General features: G+C 62.8%; 12 protein-coding genes. 2 read left to right on the top strand and 10 right to left on the bottom strand.

The genetic code is table 11. From position 1 onward, the window contains the following. Nucleotides 1-2: 2 nt before the first annotated feature. A complete protein-coding gene (locus tag EJ576_RS23570) occupies nucleotides 3-2,873 on the bottom strand; it encodes a winged helix-turn-helix domain-containing protein (protein WP_126571259.1) in 2,871 nt (956 codons plus the stop codon). Nucleotides 2,874-2,963: 90 nt separating this feature from the next. Next, nucleotides 2,964-4,178, bottom strand: coding sequence for a CynX/NimT family MFS transporter (locus tag EJ576_RS23565; protein WP_126571258.1), 1,215 nt, complete (start codon nucleotides 4,176-4,178; stop codon nucleotides 2,964-2,966). Nucleotides 4,179-4,283: 105 nt separating this feature from the next. Here EJ576_RS23565 and EJ576_RS23560 point away from each other — a divergent pair, with 105 nt between their 5' ends. Further along, complete coding sequence (locus EJ576_RS23560; RefSeq protein WP_122724213.1) at nucleotides 4,284-5,099, top strand: helix-turn-helix transcriptional regulator; 816 nt, start codon at nucleotides 4,284-4,286, stop codon at nucleotides 5,097-5,099. Here the strand turns inward: EJ576_RS23560 and EJ576_RS23555 are convergent. The 6 genes from EJ576_RS23555 to EJ576_RS23530 form a co-directional block, all read right to left on the bottom strand. Continuing rightward, nucleotides 5,070-6,416 (bottom strand): HAMP domain-containing sensor histidine kinase, encoded by a 1,347-nt coding sequence (locus EJ576_RS23555; protein WP_126571257.1) that lies wholly within the window; start codon nucleotides 6,414-6,416, stop codon nucleotides 5,070-5,072. The two genes, EJ576_RS23560 and EJ576_RS23555, sit on opposite strands and share 30 nt — an antisense overlap. Further along, on the bottom strand, nucleotides 6,413-7,153 hold the full coding sequence (locus EJ576_RS23550; RefSeq protein WP_126571256.1) for a response regulator: 741 nt from the start codon (nucleotides 7,151-7,153) through the stop codon (nucleotides 6,413-6,415). Before EJ576_RS23550 ends, EJ576_RS23555 begins: the two co-directional genes overlap by 4 nt. 5 nt (nucleotides 7,154-7,158) lie before the next feature. After that, nucleotides 7,159-8,592, bottom strand: coding sequence for a catalase (locus tag EJ576_RS23545; RefSeq protein WP_126571255.1), 1,434 nt, complete (start codon nucleotides 8,590-8,592; stop codon nucleotides 7,159-7,161). 96 nt (nucleotides 8,593-8,688) lie between these two features. Further along, nucleotides 8,689-9,105, bottom strand: coding sequence for an Ohr family peroxiredoxin (locus EJ576_RS23540; RefSeq protein ID WP_126571254.1), 417 nt, complete (start codon nucleotides 9,103-9,105; stop codon nucleotides 8,689-8,691). Nucleotides 9,106-9,142: 37 nt separating this feature from the next. Continuing rightward, nucleotides 9,143-9,514 (bottom strand): RNA polymerase subunit sigma-24, encoded by a 372-nt coding sequence (locus tag EJ576_RS23535; protein ID WP_126571253.1) that lies wholly within the window; start codon nucleotides 9,512-9,514, stop codon nucleotides 9,143-9,145. A 79-nt stretch (nucleotides 9,515-9,593) separates the two neighbouring features. Next, nucleotides 9,594-10,373 (bottom strand): creatininase family protein, encoded by a 780-nt coding sequence (locus EJ576_RS23530; RefSeq protein ID WP_123474229.1) that lies wholly within the window; start codon nucleotides 10,371-10,373, stop codon nucleotides 9,594-9,596. Nucleotides 10,374-10,600: 227 nt separating this feature from the next. Here EJ576_RS23530 and EJ576_RS23525 point away from each other — a divergent pair, with 227 nt between their 5' ends. Beyond that, nucleotides 10,601-11,668 carry an AI-2E family transporter gene (locus EJ576_RS23525; RefSeq protein ID WP_010211353.1) on the top strand — a complete coding sequence of 356 codons (1,068 nt, stop codon included), beginning with the start codon at nucleotides 10,601-10,603 and terminating at the stop codon, nucleotides 11,666-11,668. Nucleotides 11,669-11,684: 16 nt separating this feature from the next. Here EJ576_RS23525 and EJ576_RS29835 read toward each other — a convergent pair whose 3' ends face one another. Further along, nucleotides 11,685-11,849 (bottom strand): hypothetical protein, encoded by a 165-nt coding sequence (locus tag EJ576_RS29835; protein ID WP_178083565.1) that lies wholly within the window; start codon nucleotides 11,847-11,849, stop codon nucleotides 11,685-11,687. Between the two features lie 91 nt (nucleotides 11,850-11,940). Beyond that, nucleotides 11,941-12,135: a hypothetical protein gene (locus EJ576_RS23520; RefSeq protein WP_010211349.1), complete on the bottom strand. Its 195-nt coding sequence runs from the start codon at nucleotides 12,133-12,135 to the stop codon at nucleotides 11,941-11,943. Nucleotides 12,136-12,215 lie beyond the last annotated feature (80 nt).

Below are 12,215 nucleotides of genomic sequence, written 5' to 3'. Positions count from 1 at the left end.
TTTCAGGTATGTTGAGCATCGTCCAGGCGCGCCTGTAGCAGGCGCAGGTCCTGGGTGTCAAAGCCTTCCGAAAACTGCTCGCGGTGTTGGCCCAGCAAACGCTGGGCCTCACTGCCACGACCTTGCGCCTGCCACAGCGCGGCCAGGTCGATGGCACTGCGCAACGCCCAGCTGCGTGAGCCTTGCTGCTGACTCAGGCTCAAGGATTCTTCCAGCAGTTTCTCAGGCCGTTTGTTGTCGCCGGGCACTTGTGCCTTATGAATGCTGGCCTGGAGGCGCAGCAGTTCCGGCAGGGGGAAGGCATCGCCGCTGTGTCGACAGTGTTCGATGGTCGCCTTCACTTGTACCAGGGCCTTTTCAAATTGCCCCTCCAGCATCAAGCCCTCGGCCAGGGCGATCTCGAAGGAGGTGGTCAGCAATTCGTAGCGCATGCCGTGCAGGCGGGCCAGGGTTTCCTCAAGGACGGCGACGGCATTGCCGGGCTGGCCTGCGCGGATGGCGACCGCCGCGCCAAAGCCCATGGCTGCGGCGATATAGGGGCCGAAGGCGTTGGCCTCGGCAATGGACTTGAAGGTGTGCAGGCGCTCGGCGGCGGTGTGCAGGTCACCGGTCCAGATGTAAATCTGCAGGGTCCAGACCAGCGCGATGCAATAGGTGGTTGCATGGTCCAGCGCGGCGGCTTCGGTTTCGACCTGCTGGGCGCCTTGCCTGGCCTGGTCGGGAAAGCCCATCAGCCACAGGGTGCGCGCCAGGGCCAGGCCGGTGCGGTTGCGATGGTCGAAACCGTAGTGAATGGTCAGACTGCGCTGCGACGGCACGCTGTTGCGCAGGGAGTGTTCCAACGCGTGGCGCGCCAACGCCTGGTCCCCCAGCAAGTGATAACAGATGCCCGCAAGGGAGGCGGCCACCGCGATGGCTTCCGGCTTGGCGATCACTGCGCTGATCTCCACGGCGCGTTCGGCCCAGGCCAGGGACGCCTTAAAGTCACCAATGCGTTCGTAGAAAATCTGTAAACGCCCCAGCAGGCGCAGTTGCGAGCGGTGCTCGCCAAGGCTCACGGCAATGTCCAGGGCGCGTAACAGGGCTTTTTCTGCGGCGGCGCTATTGCCCTTGGTGAACATCAGCACCAGGCCCAGGGCGGCTTGCAGTTCCATTTCGGTGGGCGTGCCGAAGTAGCCGAGTTCCAGCAACTCGGTGGCGCGGGTGCACCAGGTGCGGCATTCCACCAACAGGGAAAAATGCAGGAACAGTTGCGCACTCGCCGCCGCCAGCGGCAGTGCCAGGCCGGGGTCGCCCTGAGGGCCGAAGCTCCACTCCAGCGCGCTGCGGATATTGCCCAACTGGCAACCCAGCCGCGTGGCGCTGGCGAAGATCGCGTGAGGGGTGTCGCCCAGGTGCTTGAGCTGCTCCATATGGTACGCCGCATGCCTGAAGGCCAGGGCGTGCACCTCGGATGGGCCCCGCACTTGGAGTTTTTCCCGCGCATAGGCGCGGGTCATTTCCAGCAGGCGGTAAGAGGCCGTGGCGTTGCTGCGGTTCACGGTGACCAGGCCCTTGGCGGCCAGCTCATCCAGGTTCGCGGCCACGCTGACGGGGTCGATCCAGTCGTCGGCGGCAATGTGCGAGGCCGCCTCCAGGGCAAACGGTCCGACAAACGCCGCCAGCCGCTCGAACACCAGGCGTTCATTGGCCGAGAGCAGGTCGTAACTCCAGTCCAGCATTGCGCGCAGCGTCTGATGCCGTGGCAGCGCGGTCCGGCGACCGGCCCATCCCAGGGAAAAGCGCTCGCCGAGCAGGGCGTGAGTGGCGTGTACGCCATGCACCGCCACACGCACTGCCGCCAATTCGATGGGCAGCGCCATGCCTTCCAGGCGTTGGCACATGTCGGCAATCAGACGTGCATCGCCGGGTGCCAGGGCCAGTGCGGCATTGCTGGCGTACACGCGCTCGACAAACAGTTGCACGGCGGGAAATCCCAGCAGTTGTTCAACGCTCAAGTCCTGCAACTCGCTGGGAAAGGCCAGCGGGTCGAGCCGATACACGTGCTCGCCGCGCGCCCGCAGCGGTTCGCGACTGGTGGCGAGAAGGGCCACGCCCGGGGCCGCATCCTGGATCTGTTCAACGAGGGCGCAGACCGCATCGATCAGGTGTTCGCAATTGTCGATGATCAGCAGCAACCGTTGCGCACGCAGGTGGGCGAGCAACACCTGCATCGGTTCTTCGGCCTGCACCGCAATGCCCAGTGCGCTGGCGAGGGCGATGGGCACCAAGTCCGGATCCTCGACCTGGGCCAGGTCGACGAAGTGCACGGCGTCTTCCTCTGCGCGGCAGTGGCCGGTTTCCACGGCCAGGCTGGTCTTGCCCACGCCGCCTGGGCCGACGATGGTGAACAGCTTGGGTTGTCGCAGCCGCTCCATCACCAGCGCCACATCGGCGTGGCGCCCGATCAGGCTGGGGCGTGGCGGCAGGCGGCCGACGCCATTGGCCACTCGAGGGCGGCTGTACGGGGCAGGCAAGGGGCGCGCCGCGCGCTCCATCGGCGCGACGAACGCGTAGCCAACGCCGACTTGGGTGTTGATATAGCGTGCACCGTCTTCGCCATCGCCCAGAATTCGGCGCAGCCCGGTCATGTGAAAACGCAGGCTGCCTTCTTCGACGATGATGTCGGGCCACACCAGGCTGATCAGTTCACGTTTGGACACCACGCGTCCTGGGCGTTCGAGCAGGGCGATCAGCAGGTCGAGGGCACGACCGCCGATATCCAATGCCGCGCCATCTTTCGTGAGCAAGCGTTTGCCCGGAACCACGCGAAAAGGGCCGAAGGCAAAGTCCAGGCTCGCGGCCTCATGCAGGTCGTCAGGGGCGGACTCCACGGTTATCGCGCTCTCGAAAAGAGGAAGGTGTATTCAAGGGGGTTGGAACCCTGTTTCAGTCTGAGCATGATAGGAGATCCCAACGTTGGTTCAAGTCCGTACAACCTCGGCCGCGTGTGGCGCGAGGGCGTTGGTCTGGGCCGGTTTGAGCATCGGCGTCAGGCACAGCATGAAGACCAGCACGGCAAACAGCATGGCGTAGGCCAGGCTGTAGTTGCCGCTGTGGTCGCGCAATGCACCGAAACACAGCGGGCCCAAGGCGGCCACCAGATAGCCGATAAACAGCATGAATACCGTCCAGGCACCGGCTTGTGCAGGGCTGCTGGCATTGTCCAGTGGCAGCGTCATGCCCACGGTGAACGCCATGCCCAGGCCGATCGCCACCAGCAACACGTACAGGGTTGGCCACGCCGTCGGCGCAAACGCCATGCCTGCGGTGCCCAACAGCGCGATCAATGTGCAGACGGCCAGCAGGCCGCGACGGTCATGGGCCTTGCCGGGGATCAGGCCGGCGCCGACGCTGGCAACCGCGAATACAGCGGTGAACAGCCCCAGCAAGGTGCCGGCGGACAGGTGGGTGACGGCCGTTTCCGTGGAGGACGGTGCCAGCCAGGCGAACAGGGCATAGACCACAAACTGGCTGGCACCGAAGTACAGCGCCACCAGCCACGCCTGGGGATTGCGCCACGGCAGTCGGATCGACCTGGCCGGTGCTGGGGCCAGCCGAGGCGCACCGGCCGCGAAACGCCGGGCCATCCACACCCAGCTGATCACCGCCGTGACGCTCAACAGGCTCCATGCACCGGCGCCTACACGCCAGCTGTGGGCGAGTTCGGTGATGGGCGCGGTGAACAGCGCAGAAAGGGTGGCCCCGACACTCAAGCCTGCGGCATAAATACCCATGAAAAACGCCGGACGGTGGGCAAAGTGGGTTTTGATCCAGCCCCCCATCAACGCGCCGGCGATGGCGATGCCGACACTGATCACAAAGGTGTTCAGCAGCAGCAGCGCGGCATTCGGCGAGACCGCCCGCAGCAGACACGCGGCACCGATCAGCACCAGGGCCGCAATCATGCAGCGGTCCGACCCAAAGCGTCGGCTCAAGCCTGGCGCAAGCAGGGCGAGCGCACCCATGCACACGTCCGGGATCGACGTCAGCAGCGCCGCCTGGGTAAAGCTCAACCCATACTGGTCCTGGATCAACAGCAGGATCGGCCCGATGGACACGATGGCGGGGCGCAGGGCGATGGACAGCACCAACAGGCCGAGGACGGCTGCCAGGCTGTGCTTGTCAGTGGAGGTCATGTCGACGGGCTCTTCGGGTCGTGGAAGTCGAACCGATCGTAGCAATGTGCAAGAATCGACAAATGCCAGCTTATATCGACAAAGTGACAATGCGATGAGCCCACCATGAAGCAAGATGCCCGCGCCGTCGGTAAACCCGTCGAACTGAACGGACGCAGCGAGGACTACCTGGATTACCAGGACGTGCCCCGTGTGCTCATGGCCCTTGTGCGCAACCAGGCGGCCGGTGCCTATAACGCGCCGCACACCCATCGCCACGGCCAGTTGCTGTATGCGGTCAGTGGGGTGATGCGCGCCGTTGCCCAGGGCAGCCTGTGGTTCTTGCCACCCAAACGGGCACTGTGGATTCCCGCCGAAGAAGAACACGATCAACTGATGCTGACGCCGGTGCAGATGCGCTCGATCTATATCCAGGCCGACGCGGCCGCCGGTTTCGGTGACCGGTGCCGGATCGTCGATGTATCGCTGCTGTTGCGTGAGCTGATTCTGGTGCTGGCCAATGAGCCGATCGAGTACGAACTTGAAGGCCGCAACAGTCACGTGGTGGCGCTGATCCTCAGCGAGCTGGCCGCCGCGCGCACCTTGCCGTTGCAGATCCCGTGGCCGGTCGACCGCCGACTGCTGATGGTGTGCCGCGCGATACTTGAAACACCTGGGCAAACCCACACGGTGGCGTATTGGGCTGACCAGGTCGGCGCCAGTTCACGCACGCTGATCCGCTTGTTTCTCAAGGAAACCGGCCTGACCTACCGCCAGTGGGTGCAGCAGGTGCGCCTGGCCTGTGCCCTGGAACGGCTGGAGAATGGCGAGCCCATCGGCCGGATCGCCCAGGACCTGGGGTATGTGAGCGCCAGTGCCTTCAGTGCGATGTTTCGCCGCGCGATCGGCGTTTCACCGCGCGACTTTCTGGTCCGCGACTGACGGCATGGGTGACTGGCGGCGAGGCAGCAGCAACTGCGCGCACAACCCGCCGCCCTCGCGGTTGTACAGGGTCAGGCCGCCTTGCAGGGTGTGCGCCAGTTGCTGCGCAATGGCCAGGCCCAGCCCGGTGCCGCCGGTGGTGCGGTTGCGTGAGCTTTCGACGCGATAGAACGGCTTGACCACGTCGGGCAGTTGCGCCTCGGGAATGCCGGGGCCACGGTCAAGGATCTGGATCGACAGATGCGCGTCGGCGTGGTGCTCGACGTTGACCGTGACGTCGCTGCCGAACTTCAACGCGTTGTCCACCAGGTTCACCAGCACCCGGCGCAGTGCGTGGGGGCGGGTGTCGATCACGGTGCCGGTGGGCGCGGTGAGCACCACCTGTTTGCCGACGTCCTGATAGTCGAACACTAGGCTGTCGAGAAACGAATGCAGGTCGACCCGGCGACTGGCCTCGACGGTGCCGTCCATGCTGCGTGCATAGGCCAGGCCTTCCTGGACCAGGTGCTGCATTTCACTGAGGTCATTCCAGAGTTTTTCCCGCTCCACCGACTCCTCCATGAGCTCGGCACGCAGTTTCATACGCGTGATCGGGGTTTGCAGGTCGTGGGAAATAGCCGCGAGCAGTTGCATGCGTTCCTTGATGTGGGTGGCGATGCGTTCCTGCAGAGTATTGAAGGCCACGGCCGCGTAGGCCACCTCGGTGGGGCCGTTCTCATCCAGGCGCGCGCCGCCGCCGTTGGGGTCCAGGCGGTCGACCGCATTGGCCAGGCGTGTCAGCGGCTCAATCGCGGTGCGCACGGCCAGCAGGGTGCAGCCGAGCAGCAGCAACAGCTGCACCCCCAGTAACAGCGGCAGCCAGGGCGACAGCGGTGAGACTTGTGGGCGCACATCAATGGTCAGCGGCGTGCCATCGCGCAGGCGCAAGTGCGCCTGATAATGCGGGCGTTTGTCGGGGATGGTATTGAAGGTCAGGCTGTAGTCCTGGCCTAGGGTGGCCACCATCGAGTGCACCGAGGCGGGCGCGGTGGCCATGTCCATCGGCTGGCCAGGCTGGCCTTCATCCAGTTGGTAGCGATAGGTGGCATGTTCGAAGCGCGGCAGCCAGGCTTGACGCTCTTCTGCGGGCAGGCGCTCGAGCATGGCCACCGAGGTGCTGATGTCCTGTTCGAAATTGCCCAGCATCAGCGACATGGCGCTCTGGTAACGCTCATAAAACTGCAGCCCGAAGGAAAGCCCGTGGGCGATCACCAGGCTGGTCAGAAAGATCAGCGTCAGGCGCGAGGCCAGGGAGCGCGGCCAGCGCAGCCGTTTCACGAGGCTTCTCCCAGGATTTCCACCGGGTAGGTGAACACATAGCCTTCGCTGCGCACTGTCTTGACGTAGGCCGGGTCGCGCGCGTCATCCAGCAGGCGCTGGCGCAGGCGGCTGACCAGCAAGTCGATGGAGCGGTCGAACAGGTCGGCATCGCGGCCCTGGGTGAGATTGAGCAATTGATCGCGGCTCAGTACACGCTGGGGGTGGTCGACAAAGACCCGCAACAGGCGGTATTCGCCGCCGCTCAGGTTGACGATGGTGCCCTGGGCGTCCATCAGGTGGCGTGCGGTGGTGTCCAGCCGCCATTTGCCGAAGGCCACCAGGCGGCTGGCCTCGCTGACGATCAGGTTGGGCGGCAGTGAGCGAGTGCGGCGCAATATGGCGTTGATGCGCGCCAGCAGCTCGCGGGCGGCGAAGGGTTTGACCAGGTAATCATCGGCGCCCATTTCCAGGCCGATGATGCGATCGGTTTCGTCGTTGCGTGCGGTCAGCATCAGGATCGGCGTGGCTCTGTGTTTGCCCGCACGCAGCTCGCGGCACAGCACCAGCCCATCGTCGCCCGGCATCATGATGTCGAGCACGATCAGGTCCACCGCCGTGGCATCGAGCAAGGCGCGCATTTGCCGACCGTCCGAGGCCACCGTGGTGCGCAAGCCGTTTTTCTTCAGGTAATTGCCGACGAGTTCGCGGATCTCACGATCGTCGTCGACAATCATAATGTGATCGATATGGTCCATCTGGCTCACCCTAAGAGTTCGATGGCGCGGGCAACACCCGCGCCATAGGCAGGATCGGCTTGCGTGCAGTGCTGGATATGGCGCGCTTTGGCTTGGGGGCTGGCGCCCTGGATGGAACGCGCGGTGTTGTCGAACAAGGCCTGTTGCTGGGTGGCGCTCATCAAGCGGAACAGTGCGCCGGGTTGGGAAAAATAGTCCGTGTCTTCCCGGTGGTTCCAGTGCGCAGCGCTGCCTTCCAGGGCCAGCGGTGGTTCGCGAAAGTCGGGTTGCTCCACCCATTGCGCGTGGCTGTTGGGTTCGTAGCCGAGGGTGCTGCCGGCATTGCCGTCGGTGCGCATCTGCCCGTCGCGGTGGTAGCTGTTGACCGGGCAACGCGGGGCGTTCACCGGGATCTGATGGTGGTTCACCCCGACGCGGTAGCGCTGCGCGTCGCCATAGGCGAACAGGCGCGCCTGCAGCATCTTATCCGGCGAAAAGCTGATGCCCGGCACCACGTTGGCGGGGTTGAAAGCGGCTTGTTCGACGTCGGCGAAGTAGTTGTCGGGGTTGCGATTGAGCTCCAGGACACCCACTTCGATCAGCGGATAGTCCTGATGCGGCCAGACTTTGGTCAGGTCGAACGGGTTGATCGCATAAGTGCCGGCATCCGCCTCCGGCATGATTTGCACGTGGAGCGTCCATTGCGGGAAGCGGCCCTCTTCGATGCTGGTGTACAGGTCGCGCTGGGCGCTTTCACGGTCGTCGCCGACCACTTGGCTGGCCTGCTCGTCGGTGAGGTTGTGGATGCCTTGCGAGGTTTTCCAGGTGAATTTCACCCAGAAACGCTCGTTGGCCGGGCTGATAAAGCTGAAGGTGTGGCTGCCAAAACCATGCATGTGCCGATAGGACTGCGGCAACCCTCGGTCGCTCATCACAATCGTGACCTGGTGCAGGGCTTCGGGCAGCAGGGTCCAGAAATCCCAGTTGTTGCGCGCGCTGCGCATGTGGGTGCGAGGGTCACGTTTGACGGCGTGGTTGAGGTCGGGAAATTTCAACGGGTCGCGCAGGAAAAACACCGGGGTGTTGTTGCCCACCAGGTCCCAGTTGCCTTGCTCGGTGTAGAACTTGATGGCGAAACCACGGATGTCCCGCTCGGCATCGGCGGCGCCGCGCTCGCCGGCCACGGTGGAAAAACGCACGAAGATATCCGTGGTCTTGCCCACGTGGGAAAACAGGTCGGCCTTGGTGAACCGGGTGATGTCTTGGGTGACGGTAAACCGGCCGAACGCGCCGGAGCCCTTGGCGTGCATGCGGCGCTCGGGGATGACTTCACGGTCGAAGTGCGCCAGTTTTTCCAGCAGCCAGACGTCCTGCAACAACACGGGGCCGCGGGGGCCGGCGGTTTGCGAATGGTTGTTGTCGACCACGGGTGCGCCGGCGGCTGTCGTCAGTTTTTTCATGCTCAAGTCCCCTTGTTTCTGATTGTTGTGTCAGGGAGCATCAAACCAGACCCCTCAGGGCACCGCGATTGCACGTAGGTATCGAGTCACTGAACCTCAGTTCAGGGTGAAGCTGACGTCGATGTTGAGGCGTGTGGCTTTCGAGTAGGGGCAGTTCTGGTGGGCCGCTTCAATCAATTGCCTGGCTACCTCGGGTTCTATCTCGGGCAACGAAACGCTGAGGTGCGCCTGCAAGAAAAAACCCTGTGCGCCGTGCAGCAGGTCGACTTGGGCATCAATCGCCGCCGTGGCCGGAAACAGGATTTTCCGGGCATTGCAGGCATGGCGCAGCGCGGCCAGGAGCGATGCCGACCAGCACACCGCAAACAGTTGCTCGGGGTTGGTGCCGCTCCCCGGAGCACCGGGCGGGGAGAGCTTGATATCCAGCCGGCCATCCACGCTACGCCCTGCGCCCTCTCGACCGCCTGTGGTAGAGGTGTGGCCGGAATACAGAATTTTTTCGATGCTCAGCATGGGCATTTCCTGGGAAGAATCGACGGCAGTGGGAAAGTCAAATTGCCCACTGGATAGATGGCGAATTCAGCAGAGGGGTGACGCTGGTGGACGGCAGATATCCCAACAGCGTCGTACGGGCGATCTCCAGCAACCAGGCCCGGAACGGCGTGGCAGCGTCGTAGCCTGCGGCATTTTCCAGCACGGCCAGGAAGGCTTCACGTACCAGGTATTGGATGTTTTCATGGCGAATGCGCCCGGCCTGTGCCTGGCCCTCATAAAAAGCCACCAACAACGGTGTGACGTTGCCCGAGAATCGCCGCACGGCGCCTCGGTCACCGTTGAGCACATGCTCCATCAATGTGCACAGCCTTTCATTGCCGAGACGGCCCACCTTGCACAGGCAATTGCCGCGATACCCTTCGGTCATGGTTGCATCCCTCTTGAATGCTGACGGTGATGAGATTCAAGAGTGATGCCTGGCCGCGTTGGCCACCAGTTAGGCGGTGTTAGCAGTTGTTAGTCGAGGCGCTGACCGGGCCGAGCGGTGTTGATTCGTGGCTGAATGCCTCCAGCTCGCGTACCAGGCTTTCGGCCGCCAGCCTGACTAGCTCACCGCCTTTTTTCGGCGTCGCTTGGCCCGGGTCCGAGCCCATGCGGCCGTCCGGGAAGCGTGCGCGGAAGTCATGGGCCTCGCGAATCGGCCCGGAATTGGCGATTTGCGGCGAATAGGTCGCCGACTTGATCGCGTCCGGGTAGGCCCATTGAGTCACCGCAATCTCCGACGGCGTGGCGTGGATCCCGTGGCCGGTGGGGAACTGTCGGTTGGCCAGTGCGCCAACGCCTTCCAGGTCCCACCAGTTGCTCAGTTTCAAGGCGAACCCGGCGGATTGCCTGGCGAAACTGGCGCGGGCATACAGTTGCGAAAATGCCGCTTCGATCGAGGCAATGTTGCCGCCATGGCCATTGAGGAAGAGGATCTTCTCGAAGCCGTGGGCAACCAGGGAAAGCACCCAGTCCTCAATCGCCGCGATAAACGTCGACGGGCGTAACGTGATGGTGCCGGCAAAGCCCAGGTGATGCTGGGCCATGCCGATATTAAAGGTGGGGGCGATCAGGATATCCGCCGTTTCCTGTGCCTGCTGGGCAATGATCTGCGGACACATCCAGTCGGTGCCTAGCAGGCCAATGGGCCCGTGCTGCTCGTTGGAGCCGATGGGAATCACAATGGTGCGGCTGCGTTCAAGAAATTGCTCGATTTCAGCCCAGGTGGACATGTGTAAAAGCATGATGGCCTCTCTGTTCGACAGAGCCCCGGTGGGAGCGTGATGGAGTATTGCAAGTGCACGCCAATCTCATCACGGGGCAGGGGCAGCGGACATTGCACGATGGTGTCGATCCACGCGCTGTGGGCGGGTCTATGCTTGTTCAATAACCGAGGGCACTCCCAGGTTTCGTTGCGGACTAAGCAACAGGGCCTACATAGGGCCCGTTGCTTTTCTGACATGGACCGGACATGAATCAAACCAACCTGCAATTCAAGACCCTGCTGTTATTGCTCGGCCTGGTGACCATCGCGTTTATCTGGATACTGCTGCCGTTCTACGGCGCGGTGTTCTGGGCGGTGATCCTCGGCATCATCTTTGCCCCGATGCAGCGGCGCCTGCAACAGCGTTTTGGCTGGAACCGCAACCTCACTTCCCTGGCCACCTTGAGTGCTTGCCTGATCATCGCGATTCTGCCGGTGATCATTACCAGTGCCCTGTTGGTGCAGGAAGGCGCGACTCTGTACAAGAACATCGAAAGCGGCAAGCTGGACGTGGCGGGGTATATCGAGCAGTTCAAGAATGTGTTGCCGCCTTACTTCCAGCACCTGCTGGACCGTTTCGGCATGGGTAACCTGGAAGGCTTGCGCGAGAAGATCGTCAAGAGCGCGATGCAGGGCAGCCAGTTCTTTGCCACCCAGGCGTTCAGCTTCGGCCAGGGCACGTTTGATTTCCTGGTGAGCTTTTTCATCATGCTGTACCTGCTGTATTTCCTGCTGCGTGACGGCCCGGAACTGGTGCGCAAGGTGCGCACGGCGGTGCCGTTGGCCGAGCCGCAGAAACGCCGGTTGCAGCTCAAGTTCAATCGTGTGGTGCGGGCCACGGTCAAGGGCAATGTGCTGGTGGCCGTGACACAGGGTGCGCTCGGCGGGCTTATCTTCTGGTTCCTGGATATTCCCAGTGCATTGCTCTGGGCGGTACTGATGGCGTTTCTGTCGCTGTTGCCGGCGGTGGGCGCGGGGATTGTGTGGGGGCCGGTGGCTGCCTACTTCCTGTTGAGCGGCGCCATCTGGCAAGGCGTGGTGCTGGCGCTGTTTGGCGTATTCGTGATCGGCCTGGTAGACAACGTGCTGCGTCCGATCCTGGTGGGCAAAGATACCAAGATGCCGGATTACCTGATCCTGATCTCGACCCTGGGCGGTTTGTCGGTGTTTGGCTTGAACGGCTTTGTGATCGGGCCGCTGGTGGCGGCGTTGTTCATGTCCAGCTGGGCGTTGTTTGTGGAAAGCAAGCCGCGAGTCAAGCTGCCATTGCCCTAAAAAGCAGCTTCAAGCTTCAAGCTTCAAGCTTCAAGCTTGCAGCTGCTTCAAGGCTGCTTTTAAAAGGACCGCTGATGGCTTCGCCGTCGCGTACCAGGTACCAGCAGGCGAGCAAACCCAGCTTGCGAAGCGGGGCAGGGACGGCGCTGCCGATGACGGACATGATCTGAATAGTGGGCATAAGGACCTCCAATCGCTATGGGGGTCACTTTACGGGGCAGGCTGGCGTAGCAAAAATCACCCGTCTCGATAGTCGACATCGACGTGAGGCGTCAGTCCACCACTTGATCAAGCATGTTCACCACTTCCTGTTCGCTGAGCAAACCCTTGCGCACCAGGTTTTCTGCCAGCAGCGCGAGGAATTTGGCGCTGCGGTGGCCTTCCAGGTGCTTGAGTTCGGTGAGGGCGCTGTAGACCTTGCTGGACGTACACAGGCCAGCGGTGCGGTGCGGGTTTTGCGTGGGCATGGTCAGTCGTCCTTGTTGTTATTGGGTGGACAGGATCGATAGTGGAAGTAAGTTGTGACATAAACATGACAGTGCGAGGC

Origin of the sequence: Pseudomonas sp. C 49-2 (assembly GCF_003970195.1) — a bacterium.
GTDB lineage: Bacteria > Pseudomonadota > Gammaproteobacteria > Pseudomonadales > Pseudomonadaceae > Aquipseudomonas > Aquipseudomonas canadensis.
The sequence above is the reverse complement of the archived record's forward strand: the minus strand, read 5'-3'. Positions and strand labels throughout refer to the sequence as shown.